The sequence below is a fragment of the Streptomyces sp. WMMC940 genome, from assembly GCF_027460265.1.
GTDB lineage: Bacteria > Actinomycetota > Actinomycetes > Streptomycetales > Streptomycetaceae > Streptomyces.
Window position 1 is genome coordinate 3,061,750 of record NZ_JAPZBC010000001.1, and the last position, 23,323, is coordinate 3,085,072.

19 protein-coding genes and 3 pseudogenes are annotated in these 23,323 nt (G+C 71.7%); 7 read left to right on the forward strand and 15 right to left on the reverse strand.

Annotated elements, in window-relative coordinates; translation table 11 throughout:
• Positions 1-36 precede the first annotated feature (36 nt).
• From O7595_RS13425 to O7595_RS13485, 13 genes are all read right to left on the reverse strand, one after another.
• Positions 37-429 carry a YccF domain-containing protein gene (locus tag O7595_RS13425; RefSeq protein WP_269728923.1) on the reverse strand — a complete coding sequence of 131 codons (393 nt, stop codon included), beginning with the start codon at positions 427-429 and terminating at the stop codon, positions 37-39.
• Entirely contained in the window at positions 426-1,289 is an 864-nt protein-coding gene (gene htpX / locus O7595_RS13430) for a zinc metalloprotease HtpX (RefSeq protein ID WP_269728924.1), read from the reverse strand. Before htpX ends, O7595_RS13425 begins: the two co-directional genes overlap by 4 nt.
• Positions 1,290-1,452: 163 nt before the next feature.
• Positions 1,453-1,911, reverse strand: a complete 459-nt coding sequence (gene mscL / locus O7595_RS13435; protein ID WP_138053707.1) for a large conductance mechanosensitive channel protein MscL — start codon at positions 1,909-1,911, stop codon at positions 1,453-1,455.
• A 188-nt stretch (positions 1,912-2,099) separates the two neighbouring features.
• A complete protein-coding gene (locus O7595_RS13440) occupies positions 2,100-3,638 on the reverse strand; it encodes an NADH-quinone oxidoreductase subunit N (protein WP_269728925.1) in 1,539 nt (512 codons plus the stop codon).
• Positions 3,635-5,188 (reverse strand): NADH-quinone oxidoreductase subunit M, encoded by a 1,554-nt coding sequence (locus tag O7595_RS13445; protein ID WP_269732479.1) that lies wholly within the window; start codon positions 5,186-5,188, stop codon positions 3,635-3,637. The genes O7595_RS13440 and O7595_RS13445 overlap by 4 nt, the downstream gene beginning before the upstream one ends.
• A 27-nt stretch (positions 5,189-5,215) precedes the next feature.
• Positions 5,216-7,207: an NADH-quinone oxidoreductase subunit 5 family protein gene (locus O7595_RS13450; protein ID WP_269728926.1), complete on the reverse strand. Its 1,992-nt coding sequence runs from the start codon at positions 7,205-7,207 to the stop codon at positions 5,216-5,218.
• Positions 7,204-7,563 (reverse strand): NADH-quinone oxidoreductase subunit NuoK, encoded by a 360-nt coding sequence (gene nuoK, locus O7595_RS13455; protein ID WP_269728927.1) that lies wholly within the window; start codon positions 7,561-7,563, stop codon positions 7,204-7,206. The genes O7595_RS13450 and nuoK overlap by 4 nt, the downstream gene beginning before the upstream one ends.
• On the reverse strand, positions 7,563-8,132 hold the full coding sequence (locus O7595_RS13460) for an NADH-quinone oxidoreductase subunit J family protein (RefSeq protein ID WP_269728928.1): 570 nt from the start codon (positions 8,130-8,132) through the stop codon (positions 7,563-7,565). Before O7595_RS13460 ends, nuoK begins: the two co-directional genes overlap by 1 nt.
• On the reverse strand, positions 8,129-8,755 hold the full coding sequence (locus tag O7595_RS13465; protein WP_269728929.1) for a NuoI/complex I 23 kDa subunit family protein: 627 nt from the start codon (positions 8,753-8,755) through the stop codon (positions 8,129-8,131). Before O7595_RS13465 ends, O7595_RS13460 begins: the two co-directional genes overlap by 4 nt.
• Positions 8,752-9,723 (reverse strand): complex I subunit 1/NuoH family protein, encoded by a 972-nt coding sequence (locus O7595_RS13470; protein ID WP_269728930.1) that lies wholly within the window; start codon positions 9,721-9,723, stop codon positions 8,752-8,754. Before O7595_RS13470 ends, O7595_RS13465 begins: the two co-directional genes overlap by 4 nt.
• Positions 9,720-11,165, reverse strand: coding sequence for an NADH-quinone oxidoreductase subunit C (locus O7595_RS13475; protein ID WP_269728931.1), 1,446 nt, complete (start codon positions 11,163-11,165; stop codon positions 9,720-9,722). Before O7595_RS13475 ends, O7595_RS13470 begins: the two co-directional genes overlap by 4 nt.
• Positions 11,162-11,866 (reverse strand): NADH-quinone oxidoreductase subunit B, encoded by a 705-nt coding sequence (locus O7595_RS13480; protein WP_269728932.1) that lies wholly within the window; start codon positions 11,864-11,866, stop codon positions 11,162-11,164. The genes O7595_RS13475 and O7595_RS13480 overlap by 4 nt, the downstream gene beginning before the upstream one ends.
• On the reverse strand, positions 11,857-12,258 hold the full coding sequence (locus O7595_RS13485; protein WP_269728933.1) for an NADH-quinone oxidoreductase subunit A: 402 nt from the start codon (positions 12,256-12,258) through the stop codon (positions 11,857-11,859). Before O7595_RS13485 ends, O7595_RS13480 begins: the two co-directional genes overlap by 10 nt.
• A gap of 173 nt (positions 12,259-12,431) precedes the next feature.
• Here O7595_RS13485 and O7595_RS13490 point away from each other — a divergent pair.
• The 7 genes and pseudogenes from O7595_RS13490 to O7595_RS13525 all read left to right on the forward strand — a co-directional run.
• Positions 12,432-12,814: pseudogene (locus O7595_RS13490) on the forward strand (sensor domain-containing protein); the annotation flags it as partial.
• Positions 12,815-13,163: 349 nt separating this feature from the next.
• Positions 13,164-13,810, forward strand: a pseudogene (locus O7595_RS13495) (DNA-binding response regulator).
• A gap of 224 nt (positions 13,811-14,034) precedes the next feature.
• Positions 14,035-15,981 (forward strand): 2-oxoacid:acceptor oxidoreductase subunit alpha, encoded by a 1,947-nt coding sequence (locus O7595_RS13500; protein ID WP_269728934.1) that lies wholly within the window; start codon positions 14,035-14,037, stop codon positions 15,979-15,981.
• Complete coding sequence (locus O7595_RS13505; protein ID WP_269728935.1) at positions 15,974-17,035, forward strand: 2-oxoacid:ferredoxin oxidoreductase subunit beta; 1,062 nt, start codon at positions 15,974-15,976, stop codon at positions 17,033-17,035. Before O7595_RS13500 ends, O7595_RS13505 begins: the two co-directional genes overlap by 8 nt.
• Positions 17,036-17,481: 446 nt before the next feature.
• Positions 17,482-18,486 (forward strand): EamA family transporter RarD, encoded by a 1,005-nt coding sequence (rarD, locus tag O7595_RS13515; protein WP_269728936.1) that lies wholly within the window; start codon positions 17,482-17,484, stop codon positions 18,484-18,486.
• A gap of 130 nt (positions 18,487-18,616) precedes the next feature.
• Positions 18,617-18,911 (forward strand): annotated as a pseudogene (locus O7595_RS13520) (VOC family protein); the annotation flags it as partial.
• Positions 18,912-19,198: 287 nt separating this feature from the next.
• Entirely contained in the window at positions 19,199-20,554 is a 1,356-nt protein-coding gene (locus O7595_RS13525; protein ID WP_269728937.1) for a M28 family metallopeptidase, read from the forward strand.
• A gap of 233 nt (positions 20,555-20,787) precedes the next feature.
• Here the strand turns inward: O7595_RS13525 and O7595_RS13530 are convergent, their stop codons facing one another.
• Positions 20,788-22,041, reverse strand: coding sequence for a LolA family protein (locus O7595_RS13530; protein ID WP_269728938.1), 1,254 nt, complete (start codon positions 22,039-22,041; stop codon positions 20,788-20,790).
• A gap of 230 nt (positions 22,042-22,271) precedes the next feature.
• On the reverse strand, positions 22,272-23,282 hold the full coding sequence (locus O7595_RS13535; RefSeq protein WP_269728939.1) for a polyprenyl synthetase family protein: 1,011 nt from the start codon (positions 23,280-23,282) through the stop codon (positions 22,272-22,274).
• Positions 23,283-23,323: the final 41 nt, after the last annotated feature.

Here is a 23,323-nt window from a genome sequence, read left to right on the forward strand (position 1 = left end):
GGCGCGGACGGGCTTGCGGGCGCGCGCGGGCTTGCGTCACCTCGCCATGAACGGCTGGTCGCTCGGCACGATCTCCTTGCCGAGCGGCAGCAGCGACACGGGGATCAGCTTGAAGTTCGCGAGGCCCAGCGGGATGCCGATGATGGTGAGGCAGAGGGCGATGCCCGTGACGACGTGCCCGAGCGCCAGCCACCAACCGGCCAGGATCAGCCAGAGCACGTTCCCGATGCAGGAGGGCGCGCCCGCGTCCCTGCGTTCCACCACCGTCTGGCCGAAGGGCCACAGAGCGTAGACGCCGATACGGAAGGCGGCCAGGCCGAAGGGGATGCCGATGATGGTGATGCACAGCAGGACGCCGGCCAGCAGATAGCCGAGGAACATCCAGAAGCCGCACAGGATGAGCCAGATGACGTTCAGGATTGTCTTCATGGGCGGTGACCTGCCATCTGTTCGAGACGGGCGATGCGTTCGGCCATCGGCGGGTGGGTGCTGAACAGCTTTGTGACGCTCTGACCCGGCCGGAAGGGATTGGCGATCATCATATGGCTCGCCGTCTCGATCTTCGGCTCGGGCGGCAGGGGCAACTGCTTGGTGCCCTCCTCCAACTTGCGCAGGGCGCTCGCCAGGGCGAGCGGGTCGCCGGTGAGCCTGGCCCCGTCGGCGTCGGCCTCGAACTCGCGGGAGCGGCTGATGGCGAGCTGGATGACGGACGCCGCGAGCGGACCCAGGATCATGATGAGGAGCAGGCCGAGCAGCCCGGGGCCGTCGTCGTCGTCCGAGCGGCCTATGGGAATCAGCCAGGCGAAGTTCACCAGGAACATGATCACTGAGGCGAGGGCCCCGGCGACGGACGAGATGAGGATGTCCCGGTTGTAGACGTGGCTCAGCTCATGGCCGAGGACCGCCCGCAGTTCCCGCTCGTTGAGGATCCGCAGGATGCCCTCGGTGCAGCAGACCGCCGCGTTGCGCGGATTGCGTCCCGTGGCGAAGGCGTTCGGCGCCTGGGTCGGCGAGATGTACAGCCGGGGCATCGGCTGACGGGCCTGTGTGGAGAGCTCGCGGACGATCCGGTACAGCGCGGGCGCCTCGAACTCGCTGACCGGCCGGGCGCGCATGGCCCGCAGTGCGATCCTGTCGCTGTTCCAGTACGCGTACGCGTTCGTCCCCAGGGCCACGACGACGGCGACGATCAGGCCCGTACGGCCGAAGAGACTGCCGATGACGATGATGAGGGCGGACAGCCCCCCGAGGAGAACGGCAGTCCTCAGTCCGTTGTGCCGGCGGTGCACGGTACGCCCTCCAAGTGGCTCGGCAGGGGAACCCTCTGCGGTCGTGGTCCGCTCTCCAGTGGACCCTCCCGTACTGGTCAACGCCAGGCGGGAGCCGCGGGTTCCCCCGTCGCCACGGGCGGGGAGCCCGGCACCGCTGGGCCGTTCGGGTGACCCGTCCGGCTCAGCGCTGGGACGGGAGCACCCCGGCCTTCTCCAGTGCTTCGGGGAGGGGCTCCACATCGCTCGTGCAGTGCGCGCAGCGGCTGGCGATCGCCGGGATCTCCGTGTAGCAGCGCGGGCAGTCGCGTACCGCCGCCTTGATGCTGACCGGCTCCTCCTTGGTGAAGCGGTTCTGCACCTTCAGCATCGGGACGACGACGCAGAAGTAGAGGACGGCAGCGGTGATCACGAAGGCGATGGTGGCGCTGATGAAGAGGCCGTAGGGGAACTTCACCCCCTGGACCGTGAAGGCCGCCTTGCTGAAGTCCCCGGCGCCCTGCGTGGCCACGCCGATCAGCGGGGTGATGAAGGCGTTGGTGAGCCCCGTGACGACCGCCGTGAAGGCGGAGCCGACCGCGAGGCCGATCGCCATCGTGATCACGTTTCCACGGAGGATGAAGTCCTTGAATCCGCTCAGCACAGCGGTACTCCCTCGTCGTTCTGCGGCCATGTCGTTCCTGCTGCTCGTCCGGATGCGGTCAACACCGTGCCCGCTCGGGGCACCGCTTGTCGAACCGACGGTTCCGCCTGCCCGGCGCAGCGCGTTCCACGGGTACCGGGAGGAGACACGCGTCCGGAGCCGCGCGGGGCGGGCCTGTCGTGAGCCCGTCAGAACAGGTCGACGGCGGCGAAGCGCAGCACCAACTGCGGCCAGCCGGACAGCAGGACCCCCCCGGCTGCGGTGAGCGCGATGGCCGCGGTGACCAGAGCGGGTGCGGGGCGGCGCGGCGGCACGGCCTCCGCCGCGCCCTCGGGCGCCTCCTCCGGCGCCCGGAAGAGCTGGGCGGTCCACTGCAGGTAGTAGTAGAGCGCGATCACCACGTTCACGCCCATGACGACGGCGAGCCAGCCGAGGCCCGCGTCGACCGCGGCCGAGAAGACCGTGACCTTGGCGAAGAGCCCGATGACGCCCGGCGGCAGCCCGGCCAGGCAGAGCAGGAAGAAGGCCAGCGCCAGGGCGGTCACGGGACGGGTCGCGTACAGGCCGCGGTAGTCGGCGATCCGGTTCCGCGGCTCGGTGCGGGCGACCAGGGCGACCACGGCGAAGGCGCCGAGGTTCACGACCGCGTACATGAGGGCGTACGCGACGGTGGAGCCGATCCGGACGTCGCCGGACCAGGCGGCCGCGGCGATCGGGACCAGGATGTAGCCGGCCTGCCCCACGGAGGACCAGGCGAGCAGCCGTACGGCGCTGTTCGCACGGGTGGGCGACTGGCGTACGGCCGCGACGTTGCCGGCGGTCATGGTGAGGGCCGCGAGCACGGCGACGGCGGGACCCCACAGATCAGCGTGGGCGGGGAAGGCGATGACGGTCACCAGGATCAGCCCGGAGAAGCCGACGGCCTTGCCGATGACGGAGAGGTACGCGGCGACGGGCAGCGGCGCGCCCACGTAGGTGTCGGGCACCCAGAAGTGGAACGGAACGGCCGCCGTCTTGAAGGCGAAACCGACCAGGGTGAGCACCACACCCACCTGGGCCAGGGTGTCCAGCTGACCGGGCACCTCGTCCATGCGGGAGGCGATCCGGGTCAGGTGCAGGGTGCCCGTCGTCGCGTACACGAAGCTGACGCCCAGCAGCATCACGGCGGTGGCGGTGACCGAGGACAGGAAGAACTTGAGGGCCGCCTCGCTGGACATCCGGTTGCCGCGGCGCAGTCCGACCAGCGCGAACGCGGGCAGCGAGGCGACCTCGAGGGCGACGACGAGGGTGGCGAGGTCCCGCGCGGCGGGCAGCAGGGCCGCTCCGGCCGCGGAGGACAGCAGCAGGAACCAGTACTCCCCCGCGGGCAGCCGCCTGCGGGTCTCGGTGACGGAGATCAGCGCGGTGACCAGCGCGCCGCCCAGCACCAGGAACTGGATGACGAGCGTGAACCGGTCCGCCGTGTAGCTGCACACGTCGGGGGCGGTGGTCAGGCAGAACGTGGCGCGGTCCGCCCCGCGCAGCGGCAGCAGCGAGACCACGGCGACGGCCAGGGACGCGATGGCCGCGTAGCCGAGGAGCACCTTCCTCCGCTCGGCGACGAAGAGGTCGGCGACCAGGATGAGCAGGGCGGCCACCGCGGCGATGGTGGGCGGGGCGATCGCGAGCCAGTCCACGGACTGGACGACGGGCGCGACGAGCGCCTGCGGTGCGGCGGCCAGGGTCATGCCTTTCCTCCAGCGAGGAGCTTCTGCACGGCCGGGTCGGTGAGGCCGAGGAGGACCGCAGGCCAGAGCCCGGCGAGGACGGTGAGGGCGACGAGCGGCGTCCAGGCGGCGACCTCGTAGCCCTGTACGTCGGCGAGCCGCGGCTCTCCGACGGGCCGGGGGCCGCCCATGCAGACACGGCGGACGACGACGAGCAGGTACGCGGCGGTGAGCAGGGTGCCGAGGCCGCCGATGGCCATGAAGGTGAGGAAGGCGGGGCGGCTGAGGCCGTCGGCGGGGTCGAAGGCGCCGAAGAGGGCGAGCATCTCGCCCCAGAACCCGGCGAGGCCGGGCAGGCCCAGCGAGGCCACGGCGGCGAAGGCGAGCAGTCCGCCGAGGCGGGGCGCGCGGCCGTACAGGGCGGCCCCGGTGGCGCCGGCGAGCGTGTCGAGGTCGGCGGTCCCGTACCGGTCCTTCACGGCTCCGGCCAGGAAGAAGAGCAGACCGGTGATGAGGCCGTGGGCGATGTTGGCGAAGAGCGCGCCGTTGACGCCGGTCGGGGTCATGGTCGCGATGCCCAGGAGCACGAAGCCCATGTGGCCGACGGAGGAGTACGCGATCAGGCGCTTCAGGTCGCCCTTGGAACCGGGCCTGGCGAGCGCGAGGCAGGCGAGGGATCCGTAGATCACGCCCACGACGGCGAAGGCGGCGAGGTACGGGGCGAAGACCTGCATGCCGTCGGGCGCGATCGGCAGGACGATCCGGACGAAGCCGTAGGTGCCCATCTTCAGCAGGACGCCGGCGAGGAGGACCGAGCCGACCGTCGGCGCGGCGGTGTGGGCGTCGGGGAGCCAGCTGTGCAGCGGCCACATCGGGGTCTTCACCGCGAGACCGACCCCGATCGCGAGTACGGCGATGACCTGCACGGACAGGGTCAGGCCGCGGCCGTTGTCAGTGGCGAGTGCCAGCATGTCGAACGTGCCGGCCTGCAGTCCCACGAGGAGCAGGCCGAGCAGCATGACGACCGAACCGAGCAGGGTGAAGAGGATGAACTTCCAGGCCGCGGGGCGGCGGCCGGCGCCGCCCCAGCGGGCGATGAGGAAGTACATCGGGATCAGGACCGTCTCGAAGGCGAGGAAGAACAGCAGCAGGTCGAGGACGGCGAAGGTGGCGAGGGTGCCGCACTCGAGCACGAGGAGCAGCGCGACGAAGGCCTTGGGGGACGGGCCCTCGGGCATCTTGAAGTAGCTGTACAGCGCGCAGAGGAACGTCAGCAGCGCGGTCAGGACGAGGAGGGGGAGGGAAATGCCGTCGGTGCCGAGGTGGATCCGCACGTCCAGTGCCGGGATCCAGCTGATGTCCGTCGTGGCCTGCATCTTCGACGGCTGGTCGTGGTCGAAGCCGAGCGCGAGGACGATCGCGGCGGCGAGGATCGCTCCGGTGACGGTCACACCGTGCCGCAGCACGGCCTGGTCCGGCGACTTCCCCTTCAGCCCGGGCGGGGCGGGCAGGAGGGCCGCGGCCGCACCGATGAGCGGGCCGACGACGATGAACGCGAGAAGGAACTGCATCACGGATTCGCTGATATCGATCACGGCTCACGCTCCCGCGGCGACGAGTACGACGGCGATCGCCAGGACGACGGAGCCGGCCAGCAGTGCGCTGAGGTAGGTCTGTACGTTTCCGGTCTGGGCGCGGCGGACGAGCCACCCGAGCCAGTTGGTGCCGGTGCCCGCGCCACGCACATAGGTGTCGACGACCTCCCGGTCGAGGAACCTCACCAGTTCCGCGCCGGCCGTCACAGGGCGGACGAACAGGGCGCGGTAGACGGCGTCGAGGTGGAAGCCGGCCGCCGCGGGCCGGTGCAGCGGACCGAGCAGCAGCCGGCCGGGGTCGGCCGGGTCGGGCGCGGCCGCGATGTCCCCGTACACGGGTTCGTGGCTGGTGATCGCCTCGGCCTCGGAGACGGCCGGTTCGGCCTCGGGGTGGGCGGCGACGGCACCCATCGGGACACGTGCGGCAGGCGCCGTCGTGTGCCGCCAGGTGGCGTAGGTGACGAGGCCGCCGACGAGGGCGACGCCCGTGCCCAGCACGGCGGTGGTGAGGGTCGGCTGCAGCGGCCGGCCGTCGAACCAGTCGTCGATGAAGCCCGCGGTCAGGCCGAAGGCGAGCGACGGCGCGGCCAGTACCCAGAGGACGGCGGTCATGGCCAGGGGCTGCCGGCCGTGGTCGGGGGCCTCTGCGCCCCGGCCGCGGAACGCCAGCAGCCACAACCGGGTGGCGTACGCCGCGGTGAGCAGGGCGGTGAGCAGGCCGGAGACCAGGACGGCCCAGCCCGCCGCCGGCGGGGCGACGGCGGACTCGCCGAGCGCGCTGTGCTCGGCGGCCACGAGCACCGCCTCCTTGGAGAAGAAGCCGGCGAAGGGAGGAACGGCGACGAGCGCGAGCAGGGCGATCGTCATCGTCCAGTACGCGTCGGGGATCCGCTTGGTCAGCCCGCTCATCCGGGACATGGCGGCCAGCGAGTTGGTGCCCGCGGCATGGATGATCACGCCGGCCGCGAGGAAGAGCAGGGCCTTGAAGGCTCCGTGGGACAGGAGGTGGAAGACGGCGGCGCCCCGGTCCCCGACCGCCAGGGCACCCGACATGTAGCCGAGCTGGCCGATCGTCGAGTAGGCGAGGACCCGTTTGATGTCGTCCTGGGCGAGGGCGGCGAGGGCGGAGCCGACCATGGTGATCGCGGCCATCACGGCGAGGACGATCAGCGCCGCGGCGGAGGCGGCGAAGACGGGGAGGAGCCGGGCGACGAAGTACACGCCGGCGGCGACCATCGTCGCCGCGTGGATCAGCGCGGAGACCGGGGTGGGGCCGGCCATGGCGTCGGGGAGCCAGGTGTGCAGCGGGAACTGGGCGGACTTGCCCGCGACGCCCGCGAGCAGCAGCAGCGCCACCAGGGTCGGGTGGTCGATCGCACCCGCGGCGACGGCTCCGAGGACGCCGGTGATGCGGAACGTTCCGGCGTCCACGGCGAGCGCGAACAGGCCGAAGAGGAAGGGCACGTCGCCGAGCTTGGTGACCAGGAACGCCTTCAGGGAGGCGGCCCGCGCCTCGGGCGTCTCCCAGTAGTGGCCGACCAGGAAGTACGAGCAGATGCCCATGATCTCCCAGCCGACCAGCAGCACCATCAGGTCGCCGGAGTAGACGACGAGCAGCATCGCGGAGGTGAACAGCGAGACCAGGGCGGCATAGGAGGGGTAGCGCGGGTCGTCGCGCAGATAGGCGGTCGAGTAGATCTGCACGCAGGAGGCGACGACGCCGACGAGCACGGCGACCAGGACGGCGAAGCCGTCGAGGTAGAGGGCGAGGTCGACGGGGACCGAGCCGGTGGGAGTGAGCTGGGTGGACGCGCTGATCGGCCGGCCGCCGCCCTGACGCACGGCGACGAGCGCGGCGAGCCCGGTGGCGGCCAGCGTCGGCAGTACGGCAAGGGGCCGGACGAATCCGGGTGCCGAGCGGCCGAGGAGCAGGCCGGCGGCGGCGCCGAGGAAGGGAAGGAGGGGGACGAGAACGGCGAGGGTCGTCGTGGTCACGCGGTGGCCTCGGCCTTCTCCGCCGGCGCGGCGGCATCGGCCGGTTCATGGCCCTCGGCGGTGTCGCGGAGCCTGTCGATGTCCGAGGTGCCGCGGTTGCGGTACACCATCAGGACGATCGCCAGACCGATGCCGATCTCCGCGGCCGCGATGGCGATGGTGAACAGGGTCAGGGCCTGGCCGCTGTGCAGGGCGTCGCGCAGCCAGACGTCGAAGGCGACGAGGTTGAGGTTGACGGCGTTGAGCATGAGCTCGACCGACATCAGGACCAGGATCGCGTTGCGGCGCGCCAGCACCCCGTACAGCCCCGTGCAGAACAGGAGGACGGAGAGCACCGCTGGATAGGCGAGATGCATCAGCTCTTCCCCTCCCGGTCCCGGGAGTCCTTGCGGGACAGGACGATCGCCCCGACCAGGGCGGCCAGGAGCAGCACGGACAGTGCCTCGAACGGCAGCACCCAGTGCCGGAAGAGGATCTCGCCGGAGACCCGGGTGGAGCCCTGGGCCGGTCCTTCGAGGTCGATCCACGTCGTGCGGAACGCGTCGACGACCACCCAGACCAGAGCGGCCGCGGAGGCGACCGCCACGACGAGCGCGGCGGGGCGGTTGCCGGAGTCCGCGTCGGCGGAGCGGCCGATGGGGGCCTTGGTGAGCATCAGTCCGAAGAGGAGGAGGACCACCACGGAGCCGACGTAGATCAGCACCTGCACCCAGGCGATGAACTCGGCGGTGAGCAGGAGGTACTCGACGGCCAGCCCGCCCAGCGCGACGACCAGCCACAGGGCGGCGTGCACCAGCTGCCGGGTCGTGACGGTGAGGACGGCGGCGGCCAGGGTGGCGATGCCGACGAGCAGGAAGGCGATCTCGACGCCCGTCGGGGACAGGAAGCCGTTCCCCGTCTGGGCGACGGCGTGCGCGAGGGTCATGTCCGGCCTCCCTCGGCCGGCGGGGCGGTCGGGCCGGTGGCGTTCGGCGCCCCGGCGGCCTGCTCGGCCTCGGCCCGCGCGGCGGCGAGCTTCTCCGCGGCCTTGCGGGCCGCGGCGAGTTCCTTGGGCTCCTCGGCTGCGGGATCGAGCGCCGGCGGCGCCGGAACCGTCCACATCCACTCGCGGAGCTTGTCCCGTTCATGGGTCAGATCACGGATGTCGGTCTCCGCGTACTCGAACTCCGGCGACCAGAACAGCGCGTCGAAAGGACAGACCTCGATGCAGATGCCGCAGTACATGCACAGGGAGAAGTCGATGGCGAACCGGTCGAGGACGTTGCGGGAGCGCTCACGGCCACCCGGGGCGGCCGCCGGAACCGTCTCCTTGTGGGAGTCGATGTAGATGCACCAGTCGGGGCATTCACGGGCGCAGAGCATGCAGACCGTGCAGTTCTCCTCGAACAGACCGATCACACCGCGCGAGCGGGGCGGGAGCTCGGGCTGCACGTCGGGGTACTGCGCGGTGTGCGCGCGCTTCGTCATCGTCCGCAGGGTGACGGCGAGCCCCTTGGCCAGGCCCGATCCGGGGATACGGGACCGGGAGGGCGGACGGGAGCCGGTCATGACTGCATCACCACCTTGACGACGCCGGTGAGGGCGATCTGGGCGAGGGCGAGCGGGACGAGCGTCGTCCAGGCGAGCCGCTGGAGCTGGTCCTCCCGCAGCCGCGGGTAGGTCACGCGGAGCCAGATCACGATGAAGGCGAGCACCGCGGTCTTCAGCAGGGTCCACAGCCAGCCGAGCCCGTCGGCACCGAAGGGGCCGTGCCAGCCGCCGAGGAAGAGGACCGTGGTCAGACCGCAGAGGACGACGATGCCCGCGTACTCGGCGAGCAGGAACAGGGCGAAGCGCAGTCCCGTGTACTCCGTGTACGCACCGAAGATGATCTCGGAGTCGGCGACCGGCATGTCGAACGGCGGACGCTGCAGCTCGGCGAGACCGGCGACGAAGAAGACCAGGGCACCCACGATCTGCCAGGGCAGCCACCACCACTCGAAGGCGTTCAGGATGCCGGGGAGGGAGACGGTGCCGGCGGCCATCGCGACGGACGCGGCGGCAAGCAGCATCGGCAGTTCGTAGGCGAGGAGCTGCGCGGCGGTGCGCAGTGCGCCCAGGAGCGAGAACTTGTTGGCCGAGGCCCAGCCCGCCATGAGCGAACCGAGCACACCGACGCCCATGACCGCGAGCACGAAGAAGATGCCCGCGTCGACGATGATCCCGACCGCTCCCTCGCTCGGGCCGATCGGGATCGCGACCAGCACGAGCAGGTACGGGAGAAGCGCGACGGCGGGCGCGAGCTGGAAGACGCGACGGTCCGCGTCGGCCGGGACCACGTCCTCCTTCTGTGCGAACTTCACACCGTCCGCGACGAGCTGCGCCCAGCCGTGGAAACCACCGGCGTACATGGGGCCGAGCCGGCCCTGCATATGGGCCATCACCTTGTGCTCGGTCTGCCCGATGACGAGGGGCAGCACCAGGAACACGGCGAAGACGGCCAGGAGCCGCAGGGCGACGTCGAGAGCGTCGTTCACGCGCGGTCGCCTCCCGTGGCGTCGTCCGTCCGCGGCCCGGGTCCTTCATCGGGCCCGCCGTCCGGCCGGGGGGCCGGTGTCGTGGGTGGGGTGGTGCCACCGGCTCCGGGCGTACCGGGTTCGGGTTCGGGTTCGGGTTCGGAGGTGGTGCCACCGGCTCCGGGCGACGGCTCGGGCTCGGACCCCGGCTCTGTGGCACCCGCGCCGCCGGTGTCCACACCAGGCCCGGACTCGGGCGCCTCCGCCTCCGCCTCGGGCCGAGACCCAGGCCCGGAGACAGCCTCGGCGGCCGGCTCCGTCGCGGAGCGGGGCCCGGTCGTGGGCTCCCCGGAGGACCGGGGCTCGACGGCAGGCGCCGTCGGGGCCTCGGCTTCGCCCGGTCCGGGTCGAGCCTCGGGGTCCGTCCTCGTCGGCTCCGGCTCGTCGAAGGCCGGGCGGGCGTGGTGCCAGGGCGCGTCGGCGCTGCGGCCGCGCGGGGCCTGGGCGGGCTGGGGTGAGGCCTCGCCGGACTGGCTCGCCGAGCGGTCCGCGGCGCTGCGCGAACGACGGGGCGCGGGCGCCGCCCCGTCCGCCTCCGGCCGCTGGCTTGCCGAGCCCTCGGATGCCGACCGCGAGCGACGCGCGGGGGCCTGGCTCGCCGAGCCCTCAGCAGCCGTACGCGAACGCCGCACCGGAGCCCCGGACGCCCCGGGGCCGTCCCCCGAAGCCGGCGCCCGGGCCGCAGCACCGGCGCCGGCCGCCGGTGCGGCCTCCGCCGAAGCCGTCGCCTGACTGGCCGAGCCCTCCGAGACGCTGCGGGTGCGGCGCGGCGGGCGTTCACCGGCGGCGCGCGGGGCGCGGGCCGGGCGGGCGGGGGCAGGGGGGAGCTGGCCCTTGAGGGGACCCCACTCGTTCGGGTCCGGGACGCCGGGGGGCAGCATCTGGCGCCGCTTCGGCCCACCGTGTTCGGACTCGCCCGGCTCCTTCGCGCCCGGCCACGCCTTGGCGACCCGCGCCGCGAGCACGAAGTCCTTGCGCAGCGGGTGTCCCTCGAAGGTGTCGGGAAGGAGCAGCGGCACCAGATGCGGATGGCCGGTGAAGTCCACGCCGAACATCTCGTGGGTCTCGCGCTCGTGCCAGCCCGCGCCCGCGAAGACCTCCACGGCGGTGGGGAGCACGGGTGCGTCGTGCGGAACGGTCGTACGCAGCATGAGCCTGCGCACGGACGTCCCTTCCGCGCCCTGCTCCAGCGCGACGACGTGCGCGCAGACACGGAAGCCGGTGCCCGGCTCGTCCACGGCGCTGAGCCAGTCGAAGTAGCTGCAGCCGAGTTCGTCGCGGGCGACTCGCAGCGCGTCGAGCCAGGAGGCCGCCGGAACGTCCACGGTCAGCAGGTCGTACGCCGCCTCGGCGGTGGCCCCGGGGCCGAAGCGTTCGGCGATGTCCGTCTCGAACGTGCTCACGAGGCGGCTCCCCGGTCGGACCCCGGCCCGGACGGTGCCTCGTCCGGCGGTGCGCCGCCGGTGGGGGAGTCCGCGGCGCTCGCGGACGGTGCGGGCGGGGCCACGAGTCCGCTGCGGAGTTCGCCCACCGAGGCCCGTCCGGGAGCGGCGGCGTAACGCTCGCCCAGCGACTCGCGTGCGATCTTCTCCTGCAGCTTGAGGATGCCCTGGAGCAGCGCTTCGGGCCGGGGCGGGCAGCCGGGGACGTACACGTCGACGGGGATGATCTGGTCGACGCCCTTGGTCACGGAGTACGAGTCCCAGTACGGGCCGCCGCAGTTCGAGCAGGCTCCGAAGGAGATGACGTACTTGGGTTCGGGCATCTGCTCGTACAGCCGCTTCACCGCGGGCGCCATCTTGTCGGTGACCGTGCCCGACACGACCATCAGGTCGGCCTGGCGGGGGCCGGGCGCGAACGGGATCACTCCCAGGCGGATGAAGTCGTGCCGGGCCATCGAGGCGGCGATGAACTCGATCGCGCAGCAGGCGAGGCCGAAGTTGAAGACCCACAGGCTGTAGCGGCGGCCCCAGTTCAGGATCACCTTCATCGGCTCGGGTGCGAGCCGGGAGAGGGCTCCCAGCCTCCTGGGCTCGGGCAGCGTCACCGGCTCGGCGGCCGGCACGGCGGCCTCGGCGCCCGGGGTCTGCGGGGTCACGTCCATGTGAGGACGCCCTTCTTCCATGCATAGAGAATTCCCACGGCCAGGAAGCCGAGGAAGATGAACATCTCCACGAGCGTCGTCGCGCCGTAACCCGGTGCGGCGAAGACCGTGGCCCACGGGAAGAGGAAGATCGAGTCGACGGCGAAGATCACGTAGAGGAAGGCGTACACGTAGTAGCGGACCTGGGTGTGCGCCCAGCCCTCTCCCACGGGATCGACTCCGCACTCGTACGTGAGCAGCTTCTCCGGCGTCGGTACGACGGGGCGCAGCAGCCGTCCCGCGCCGAACGCCACGGCGACGAAGAGCACGCCGATCAGGGCGAGCAGTCCGACGACGGAGTAGCTCTGGAAGTAGTCGGCCGCGAGCACGGTCGATTCGGGAAGTTTCCGCACGTCCGCCCCTCGCTCCCTACCCGTTCGACGACCTGTACGCACGGGAGTCTAGGCCCTGTTAAAGAGAAGGTAAGCAGCCGTGCCACTCATCGGACCGGAACGGGCACCGCGCCGGTGCGGACATCCCCACCCCGCCCCCACCCACGTACCCCACGGCGTGCGCGAACTCGACCGTGCAGGCTGTCCCGCACGAGCCCGACCAGCAGCTCTTCCGACGCTTCGGGTACGGGCCCGACGGGCCGCCGTCAGCCCGCTTCGCGTACGACCGGCACACCTGGAAGTAGATCGCCCATCTCCTCTCCGGCCCGCCGGTCGCCCTCGCCGGGTTCGTCCACACGGTGACCGTGCTCGCGGTCGGCGCCGGGCTGTCGGTGACGGTGGTCGGGCTGCCGCTGCTCGTGGGCGGTCCGGCCGGCGCGCCCCTTCTCGGCCGCGAGGAGCGGGCCCGGCCCGGGCGCTGCTCGGCGTGCGGGTGGACGAGCCGAGCAGGCTCCCCCACCGCCCGGGAGCGGGGATCCTCGGCGGACCGTGGAACGGGCTGAAGGACCCGGTGGGCCGTCCTCCGGCTGACGGGGACGGCCCGGCGGGCGGTCGCGGAGGATTCGGACGGGTGCCCACCGGTTCCGGGCACGGACACCGGCCGCACGCCCGGCCTCGCGCCAGGTCCGAGAACCGGCACCCGGCCCGCTCGACCTGCGCCGCCGCGGAGGCGAAACGCCCCGCCCGGCCGTGTGAAGGATGCGATGCTGGGGGCGACCGGAGGGCGACCGCCGGACACAGGCCGAGGACCTCGCACAACGACCGCAGGGGGACGCACCGCCGTGGAGCACTGGACCGAAGCCCTCCCGAGGCACGCCGCGCCGCCCGGTAACGCCGCGACCGGAGCGCACACCGTCCGCGTCGTCATCGCCGAGGACTCAGTACCGCTCCGCGAAGGCCTCACCCGATTGCTCACCGACCGTGGCCACCACGTCCTCGCGGGTTTCGGGGGCGCCGACGCGCTGATCACGACCATCGGGGACCTGGCCGCGCGGGACGACCTTCCCGACGTCGTCGTCGCGGACGTGCGGATGCCGCCCACCCACACGGACGAGCGCGTCCGCGCGACCGTCCGGCTGCGCGGGGACCACCCGGACCTCGGGGTGCTGGTGCTGTCGCAGTACGCGGAGGAGCGGGTACGCCACGGAGCTGCTCGCGGGGAACGGCCGCGGTGTGGGCTGTCCGCTGAAGGACCGGGTCGCCGAGGTCGGGGGGGGCGTCGACGCGGTCGTGCCGGGTGGCCGGCGGCGGGGCGGCGCCGGACCGGAGGTCGTGGCGCAGCTGCTGGGTCGGAGCCGGAAGCAGGAGGTGCTCGCCGGCCCCACTCCCCGGGATCGCGAGGTGCCGGGCCTGATGGCGCAGGGCAGGACGAACTCGGCGATGGCACGACAGCCCGTGGTGAGCGACGGCGCCGGGGGAGCACATGAGCAATGCCTTCCCGAAGCTCGTGCTGTCCCCCGGTGACGCTGATCATCGGCGTGTACTGGCCGTGCTCACGCATCTGGAATCCTGAACAGCTGACACTCTGTCAGGTAACACCGATCGATCACGGGAGAGCGTCTCACCGAACGAAGCGAGGGGGGAACGGAACATGGCAAACCAGGACACGGCGGCATCTCAGATCGACGTCCGACATGTGAGCGGTCCGGGGAAGGCGATGCTCACGGACGTAGGGTTGACCTTGGAGCGACCGGTGCGCCGGCCGCAGCCCAGCCGCCTCGAGGGAGGTCCAGTTCAGTGACCAGCCAGGTCAGCAGCCCAGCAGAACACGCGGACGAGGCAGACGAGGCCGGGGAGGCCCTCGTCGGGGGGCAGCGACGGCCTCCCGGCGAGAAGGAAGTACGACAACTGGACCGGGTGATCATTCGCTTCGCGGGTGACTCCGGTGACGGTATGCAGCTGACGGGTGACCGCTTCACCTCGGAGACGGCGTCGTACGGGAACGACCTGTCGACCCTGCCCAACTTCCCGGCCGAGATCCGGGCGCCCGCAGGCACCCTTCCGGGCGTATCCAGCTTCCAGGTGCATTTCGCCGACCACGACATCCTCACCCCCGGCGACGCACCCCATGTGCTGGTGGCGATGAACCCCGCCGCGCTGAAGGCCAACATCGCCGACGTGCCGCGCGGCGGCGAGATCATCGTCAACACCGACGAATTCGCCAAGCGCGCGATGGCCAAGGTCGGCTACGAGACCTCGCCGCTGGAGGACGGCTCGCTGGACGGCTACAGCGTGCACCCCGTCCCCCTGACCACGCTCACGATCGAGGCGCTCAAGGAGTTCGGACTCTCCCGCAAGGAGGCCGAGCGCTCCAAGAACATGTTCGCCCTGGGCCTGCTGTCGTGGATGTACCACCGGCCGACCGAGGGCACCGAGAAGTTCCTGAGAGCCAAGTTCGCGAAGAAGCCGCAGATCGCCGAGGCGAACGTGGCGGCGTTCCGGGCCGGCTGGAACTTCGGGGAGACGACCGAGGACTTCGCCGTCTCCTACGAGGTCGCGCCCGCCGACACCGCGTTCCCGACCGGCACGTACCGCAACATCTCCGGGAACCTGGCCCTGTCCTACGGGCTGATCGCCGCGTCCCGGCAGGCCGACCTGCCGCTGTACCTGGGCTCGTACCCGATCACCCCGGCCTCGGACATCCTGCACGAGCTCTCCCGGCACAAGAACTTCGGCGTGCGCACCTTCCAGGCGGAGGACGAGATCGCCGGCATCGGCGCGGCGCTCGGTGCCGCGTTCGGCGGCTCGCTCGCCGTGACCACCACGTCCGGACCCGGTGTGGCGCTGAAGTCGGAGACCATCGGCCTGGCGGTGTCGCTGGAGCTGCCGCTGCTGGTCGTCGACATCCAGCGCGGCGGGCCCTCGACCGGTCTGCCGACCAAGACCGAGCAGGCCGACCTGCTGCAGGCGATGTACGGCCGCAACGGCGAGGCTCCGGTGCCGGTCGTGGCGCCCCGCACCCCGGCGGACTGCTTCGACGCGGCGCTCGACGCGGCACGGATCGCGCTGACGTACCGCACCCCGGTGCTCCTGCTGTCCGACGGATACCTCGCCAACGGCTCCGAGCCGTGGCGGATCCCGGACCTCGACGAGCTGCCGGACCTGCGGACCCGGTTCGCCACGGGCCCGAACCACACGCTCGACGACGGCACCGAGGTGTTCTGGCCCTACAAACGGGACCCGCAGACGCTGGCCCGCCCGTGGGCGGTGCCCGGCACGCCGGGTCTGGAGCACCGGATCGGCGGCATCGAGAAGCAGGACGGCACCGGCAACATCTCCTACGACCCGGCGAACCACGACCTCATGGTCCGCACCCGCCAGGCCAAGATCGACGGCGTCGAGGTCCCGGACGCCGAGGTCGACGACCCGGACGGCGCGAGGACGCTGGTCCTCGGCTGGGGTTCCACATACGGGCCGATCACCGCGGCGGTCCGCCGCATCCGCCGGGAGGGCGGCGCCGTCGCCCAGGCCCATCTGCGGCACCTCAACCCGTTCCCCGGGAATCTCGGGGAGGTTCTCGGGCGTTACGACAAGGTAGTGGTGCCGGAGATGAACCTCGGCCAGCTCGCCACGCTGATCCGGGCGAGGTTCCTGGTCGACGCTCACTCGTACAACCAGGTCAACGGAATGCCGTTCAAGGCCGAGCAGCTCGCGGCGGCCCTCAAGGAGGCCATCGATGACTGAGACAGCGTCCACACTGCTGTCCCTGGTTCCCAAGGCCGAGGCCAAGCAGTCCATGAAGGACTTCAAGTCGGACCAGGAGGTCCGCTGGTGTCCGGGCTGCGGCGACTACGCGATCCTCGCCGCCGTGCAGGGCTTCATGCCCGAGCTCGGCCTGGCGAAGGAGAACATCGTCTTCGTCTCCGGCATCGGCTGCTCCTCCCGCTTCCCGTACTACATGAACACCTACGGGATGCACTCCATCCACGGCCGCGCCCCCGCGATCGCGACCGGCCTCGCCTCCTCCCGTCGCGACCTCAGCGTGTGGGTCGTCACGGGTGACGGCGACGCGCTGTCCATCGGCGGCAACCACCTCATCCACGCCCTCCGCCGCAACGTCAACCTCAAGATCCTGCTGTTCAACAACCGGATCTACGGCCTGACCAAGGGCCAGTACTCCCCCACCTCCGAGCTCGGCAAGATCACCAAGTCGACGCCGATGGGCTCGCTGGACGCGCCCTTCAACCCGGTCTCGCTGGCGATCGGCGCCGAGGCGTCGTTCGTGGCCCGCACGATCGACTCCGACCGCAAGCACCTCACCGAGGTGCTGCGCGCGGCGGCGGACCACCCGGGCACGGCACTGGTGGAGATCTACCAGAACTGCAACATCTTCAACGACGGCGCCTTCGAGGCCCTGAAGGACAAGGAGCAGGCCGAGGAGGCGGTGATCCGGCTGGAGCACGGGCAGCCGATCCGCTTCGGCGGCGGCGACTCCAAGGGCGTGGTGCGGGACCGGGCGACCGGCGATCTCAAGGTCGTCACGGTCACCGCGGAGAACGAGTCCCAGATCCTGGTCCACGACGCCCACAGCCCCAGTCCGACGACCGCGTTCGCGCTGTCCCGGCTGGCCGACCCGGACACGCTGCACCAGACGCCCATCGGGGTGTTCCGCAGCGTCGAGCGCCCCGTCTACGACACCCTGATGGCCGATCAGCTCGATGCCGCGATCGAGCAGAACGGCAAGGGCGACCTGGGGGCGCTGCTCGCGGGCAACGACACCTGGACCGTCGTCGGCTGACGCACGGCTCCCCCCGTGGACACGGGCCCGGATCTCCGCCCAGGAGGTCCGGGCCCCGTCGTACTCCGCGTGAGCCCGCTCCACGTCGCCGAGCCGCCGCTCGGTCCACCGCGCCGGCGCCCACACCTGCTCGCCGGCCTCGCGGCCGAGGTCCGTGAGGTGACGACGGGCGGGATGACGGGCTGGGCGTCGCGGCGCACGACCCTTCGCCGCGATCCCCGTCGACGTGGACCGCGCCTTCGAACGTGGTCTGCCGGCCCGCGGCGACGGCGACCTCACCCGCATCATCGGCCGGCCGACCACCCCGCTCGCGGTGACCGTCGCGACGGCCCTGGCGCGCCACCGACCGCCCCGTCATGACCGTATGGCGATACGGACATGACAGCCTGGCTTGCTCGGCGCTACCTTCGACCGGGACAGCGCGGTGCAGTGCGGAGGGAGGGCCAGTGAAGGCGGACAACGAGCAGCGCATGGGCCTGCTGTACGGGATGGGCGCCTACGGGATGTGGGGGCTGGTCCCGCTCTTCTGGCCGCTGCTGAAGCCGGCCGGCGCCGTCGAGATCCTCGCCCATCGCATGGTCTGGTCGCTGGCGGTGGTCGGCGTCGCCCTGCTGGTGCTGCGCCGCTGGGGATGGCTGCGCACTCTGCTGCGCGACCCGCGCAAGGTGGGCCTGATCACCGTCGCCGCCACCGTGATCACGGTCAACTGGGGCGTCTACATCTGGGCCGTCAACGCGGGCCAGGTGGTGGAGGCGTCACTGGGCTACTTCATCAACCCCCTGGTCACCATCGCCATGGGCGTGCTGCTGCTGAAGGAGCGGCTGCGGCCCGCGCAGTGGACGGCCGTCGGCATCGGCCTGGCCGCGGTGCTCGTGCTCACGGTCGGGTACGGACGGCCGCCGTGGATCTCCCTGGTGCTGGCCTTCTCGTTCGCCGTCTACGGGCTGCTGAAGAAGAAGACCAACATCGGCGGCCTGGAATCGCTGGCCGCCGAGACCGCGGTGCAGTTCCTGCCGGCCCTCGCCTATCTCCTGTGGCTGAGCTCCCGGGGAGCGGCCGACTTCGGCGCGCACGGCGCCGGCCACGCCGCACTGCTCGCCGCCACCGGAGTCGTCACCGCCGTACCGCTGATCTGCTTCGGCGCGGCCGCCATCCGGGTGCCGCTGTCGACGCTGGGGCTCCTGCAGTATCTGGCACCGGTGTTCCAGTTCCTGCTGGGCGTCCTCTACTTCCACGAGGCCATGCCCGCCGAGCGGTGGGCCGGCTTCTCACTGGTGTGGCTGGCGCTGACGGTCCTCACCTGGGACGCGCTGCGCAACGCCCGTCGCACCCGGGCCGAGGCGGCGCGCCTCGCGGCCGGTGCCCGGGCCGCGGCCGCGGCGGGCACGGCGCCCCGGGCACCGGCCTCCCCCGAATCCGCGTCCGTGCGGCGGCCGGAACCCGCCGCCTGACGACGGCCGGACGGTCCCCTCACGGCCGTGCGGCCGGCGGCGCGTCAGCTGCCTCCGGGGAGCAATCCGTTCGTCACCCGCTCCACGACCGCCCGCCAGATGCCCGCGCCGCTCCTCTACAACCGGTTGCATGACGCTGCACCGGAAGCTCGTGATCGACGCCACCGATCCGCTCGCCCAGGCCGACTTCTGGGCCGGGGCCTCGGCTACCGGACGGAGGACAGCAGCGCCCTGATCGCGAGGGCCTGCTGGAGCAGGGCGCCGTCCCCGAAGCTCTGACCACCGAGTGGCACGGTCGCCGCGCATGGCGGGATCTGGCCGCCGTCCGGCATCCGGACGACCCGTGGGAGGAGGCGACCGGCACGGGACTCGGCAGGCGGCTGCTGTTCCAGCGGGTGCCGGAGACCAGGACGGCCAACAACCGTCCATACGCCCGCACGCGACCATGGGCGCACAGTGCCCGCAGCGGGGAGGCGCCAGACGGCACTTGCCCAGAAAGCCTTGCGGACTTGCCCGTTCCGAGATGTCCGCCTATCGAACCCGACTGACCGGTTTCCGCCCTTGACGGTCAGTCACCATCTCACTGACCATTCAGCACACAGCCGCACCGCACACTGCCGTACCGCGCACAGCTCCAGCCCCCCGCGACGCCGTCGTCGCAGGGAGTCCCGCACGTTCCGTCCTGTCCCCGTACGGAATCCGGAGCCCCCACATGAGTCACTCCGCGCACAGACGTACCGCCGCCGCAGCGGCACTGGCCCTCGCCGGGCTGCTCACCGCGGCCGTTCCGGCGACCGCGGCACCCGGCGGACCACCCGCCTCCGCACCCGACTCCCTGGCGAGCGCCGCCACTTCCCCGGCGGCGCTCGCCGCGCCGGACATACCACTCGCCAACGTCAAGGCCCTTCTGTCAGAGCTGCAGTCCATCGCCGGCGCCAACGGCGGCAACCGCGCCCACGGCCGACCCGGCTACAAGGCGTCGATCGACTATGTGAAGGCCAAGCTGGACGCCGCCGGATTCACCACCACCGTCCAGCAGTTCACGTCCTCGGGCGCCACCGGCTACAACCTGATAGCCGACTGGCCGGGCGGCGACCCCAACCAGGTGCTGATGGCCGGCGCCCACCTCGACTCCGTGAGCTCGGGACCGGGAATGAACGACAACGGCTCCGGATCGGCCGGCGTGCTGGAGACCGCCCTTGCCGTCTCCAGGGCCCAGTTGCAACCGGCGAAGCACCTGCGCTTCGCCTGGTGGGGAGCGGAGGAACTGGGGCTCGTCGGCTCCCGGTACTACGTCAACAACCTTCCCTCCGCGGAGCGTTCAAAGATCTCCGGCTATCTCAACTTCGACATGATCGGATCGCCGAACCCCGGCTACTTCGTCTACGACGACGACCCGACGATCGAGCAGACCTTCAAGGACTTCTACGCCGGACTCGGTGTGCCGACCGAGATCGAGACCGAAGGCGACGGCCGTTCGGACCACGCCTCGTTCAAGAACGTCGGAATAGCGGTGGGCGGTCTGTTCACCGGCGCCAGCCGCACCAAGTCGAGCGCGCAGGCCCAGAAGTGGGGCGGTACGGCCGGACAGGCCTTCGACCGCTGCTACCACTCGTCCTGCGACACCACGTCGAACATCAACGACACGGCGCTCGACCGGAACAGCGACGCCATCGCACACGCCGTCTGGACGCTGTCCTCCGGGTCGACCGTTCCGCCCGGCGACGTCTACGAGGCCACCGGGGACGTCGCCATCCCGGACAACGGCGCCGCGGTGACCTCGTCCGTCACCGTGTCCGGCCGCACGGGCAACGCGCCGGCCACCCTCAAGGTGGGCGTGGACATCAAGCACACCTGGCGCGGTGACCTCGTCGTCGACCTGCTGGCGCCGGACGGCACCGCGTACCGCCTGAAGAACTCCAGCGGCAGCGACTCCGCGGACAACGTCATCGCGACGTACACCGTGAACGCCTCCAGTGAGGTGGCCAACGGCACCTGGAACCTGCGGGTCCAGGACGTCGCCCGCTACGACACCGGCTACATCGACAGCTGGCGGCTCACCTTCTGAGCCGGCGGCACCGGCGGACCCACCCCCCACAGGCCGCATGCGCACGCGGACACCGTGTGCGCATGCGGCCGTCCGCGGGTCGGACACGCTCAGGTCCCTCCTGGTGAGCCCGCGCGCCCCGACGACGGCGACGCCGGGCCGTCCGTCTCCCTTCGCGAGACGCCCGGTCCCCATGGGCCGGGGTACGCACAGGAGTGCGGGGCGCCGTCGGAGCGCCCCGCACCCGGGTCGTTCTACTTCGCCGCGTTCGCCGCCCTGACGAGGGCGTCCTGGGTGACCGCGCCGACGTACACCGTGCCGTCGTCGGTCATGAGGGCGTTGACCAGACGGGTCTTGAAGACCGTGCCGGTGCCGAAGTCGCCCTTGACCCGGTCGCCGAGGGCGTCCAGGAACTGCTGGGCCTCGGGCGGGGCGTCGCCCGGCTTCGGGGCGGTGGAGCCCTTGCCGCCCGAGGTGGTGATCTCGGCGATGGCGGTCCAGCCCTCACCGATGACGTTCACCCCCCGGCCGTCCCCGCCGGCCGGACCGGCCGGCCCCAGGCCCTCGAGGCCCTTCAGTCCCCCGGCGGGCTTGGGCGCACCCTTCTCGCGGCTGTTGAGCTCGTCGGCCTCGGTGACCTTCGCGCCCTTCGGCGGGCTGAAGTCGAACGTCGACGCGGCGGGCCGGGAGAAGTCGACCTTGGTGAAGCCGGCGTCGACCACGGCCTTTCCACCGCCGCTGGGCAGCAGGGTGAACTTCAGCGGCACGCCGTTCTCCGCGTCCACCGCGATCCTGACGGAGTCGACGGTCGAGCCGCTCTGCTTGGGCTTCACGAGCAGCTGGTACGCGTCGCGGCCCGCGATCCGGGCCGTGCCGTCCACGGTCACCGAGGTGGTGTCGCCGGCCGCCTCCAGCACCTCGTCGGCGAGGTCCTTCGGGGTGGTGGGCAGCTCCTTCGGGGCCCGCTGCTCCCGCTCGGCGCCCGCCCCGGCGTCCTTGCCGTGGAAGACCTCGTTGGACTCGCTGTCGTACGCCCAGACGTCGTCGCCGTTGTGGATGACGCTGTACTCCGCGGCGTCCCCCAGGATCGACAGCTTCTGCCGGTCGGGACCGTCGGCCGCGATCCGCAGTGTGTGGGTGCCGGACGCCAGTTCCATCAGCTTGGCCTCGGGCGAGGCGGACGAACCGCCGTCACCGCCCCCGGGTGCGAGGCTGCCCGCGGCGCCCCCGGCCAGCCCGCCGAGCGACGGGAGTCCCAGGTCGGTGCTGATCTTGACCGTGCCGGACAGCTGCTCGGTGTCCGATGCCGCGATCTTCGCGATGAGTTCCTGTGCGGTGATGTCCGGCAGATCGGGGTCGCCGGACGCGGCGAGCGCCGGGACGAGCCCGATGGTCGCCGCGGCGACTCCCGCCACCGCGACCGGGACGGCGTAGCGCGCCGCCTTGCGGCGGACGACGCCGCCCTCCCCGGCCTCATCGGTGGTCCGTGCGGTGTCGTTCGGTGCCATGGTGTGCCCTACCTCCGTGATCGGCGGCGTCGTCCGTCCAGTGCACGAGTCCACCCCGCGCCGCCATTCTCACCCGTATCGGTCGGTTCGGTGAGGAGTGGTTGTCTCCATCTGACCAAATCGGGCCGTCGCACGCGTCAGCCCCCGGGATCAACTCCGCGTACTGCTGCGGTATGACCCGAGGGCCGGTTCCGTCACCCGTCCAGTAGGGGTCGCAAGGAGGCGGGGCGTCAGCCCGCGCGGTGGACCACCGCGTCGCACAGCTCCTCGAGAGCGGTCCTCGCGGTGCACTCGGGGAGCGCCGCCAGCATCGCGCGGGCCTCCTGCGCGTACCGCACGGTGTCCCGCCTGGCCTGTTCGAGGGCCGAGTGGGCCCGCAGCCTCGCCAGTGCCTCGGCGTGCCGGGCGTCGTCCGTCAGATCGCCGGCGAGCAGCTCGACGAGCTCCACGTCCTCCGGCCGACCGTGCGCGGCCGCCTGCTCCTGCAGCCGGAGCACCGGCAGGGTGGCGATGCCCTCGCGCAGATCGGTGCCGGGGGTCTTCCCGGACTCGTGGGAGTCGGACGCGATGTCGAGGACGTCGTCGGCGAGCTGGAAGGCGACGCCGAGGCGCTCGCCGTACTGGGTGAGGACGTCGGTGATCCGCTCGTCGGCGCCCGACATCATCGCGCCGAAGCGGCAGGACACGGCGACCAGCGATCCCGTCTTGCCCCGGAGGACGTCCAGGTAGTGCTCGACCGGGTCGCGGCCGTCGCGCGGACCGGCCGTCTCCAGGATCTGGCCGGTCACCAGACGTTCGAACGCCTCGGCCTGGATACGGACGGCCTCGGGGCCGAGGTCGGCCAGGATGTGCGACGCGCGGGCGAAGAGGAAGTCGCCGGTGAGGACGGCCAGGGAGTTCCCCCAGCGGGCGTTGGCGCTCGGCACCCCGCGGCGCACCTCGGCCTCGTCCATCACGTCGTCGTGGTACAGCGTCGCCAGGTGGGTCAACTCGACGACGACGGCCGAGGGCACGATCCCCGGTGCGTCCGGGTCGCCGAACCGGGCGGCCAGCATCACCAGCAGCGGCCGGAAACGCTTCCCGCCGGCCCGGACGAGGTGCTGCGCGGCCTCCGTGATGAAGGGCACCTCGCTCTTGGTGGCATCGAGCAGCCCCGACTCGACGGCCGCCAATCCGGTCTGGACATCGGCCTCAAGAGCCTGGTCCCGCACGCTCAGCCCGAACGGCCCGACGACGGTCACGAGAGGTACTCCTGTCTGCTGACGATCACACGGATTGTCGA

What these genes read in the sequence shown, in the direction of transcription:
- O7595_RS13425 (WP_269728923.1), bottom strand. Translation starts at nt 429, where the DNA reads ATGAAGACAATCCTGAACGTCATCTGGCTCATCCTGTGCGGCTTCTGG.
- O7595_RS13440 (WP_269728925.1), bottom strand. Translation starts at nt 3,638, where the DNA reads ATGACCCTGGCCGCCGCACCGCAGGCGCTCGTCGCGCCCGTCGTCCAG.
- O7595_RS13445 (WP_269732479.1), bottom strand. Translation starts at nt 5,188, where the DNA reads ATGCAGTTCCTTCTCGCGTTCATCGTCGTCGGCCCGCTCATCGGTGCG.
- nuoK (WP_269728927.1), bottom strand. Translation starts at nt 7,563, where the DNA reads ATGCATCTCGCCTATCCAGCGGTGCTCTCCGTCCTCCTGTTCTGCACG.
- O7595_RS13460 (WP_269728928.1), bottom strand. Translation starts at nt 8,132, where the DNA reads ATGACCCTCGCGCACGCCGTCGCCCAGACGGGGAACGGCTTCCTGTCC.
- O7595_RS13465 (WP_269728929.1), bottom strand. Translation starts at nt 8,755, where the DNA reads ATGACCGGCTCCCGTCCGCCCTCCCGGTCCCGTATCCCCGGATCGGGC.
- O7595_RS13480 (WP_269728932.1), bottom strand. Translation starts at nt 11,866, where the DNA reads ATGGACGTGACCCCGCAGACCCCGGGCGCCGAGGCCGCCGTGCCGGCC.
- O7595_RS13505 (WP_269728935.1), top strand. Translation starts at nt 15,974, where the DNA reads ATGACTGAGACAGCGTCCACACTGCTGTCCCTGGTTCCCAAGGCCGAG.
- O7595_RS13525 (WP_269728937.1), top strand. Translation starts at nt 19,199, where the DNA reads ATGAGTCACTCCGCGCACAGACGTACCGCCGCCGCAGCGGCACTGGCC.
- O7595_RS13530 (WP_269728938.1), bottom strand. Translation starts at nt 22,041, where the DNA reads ATGGCACCGAACGACACCGCACGGACCACCGATGAGGCCGGGGAGGGC.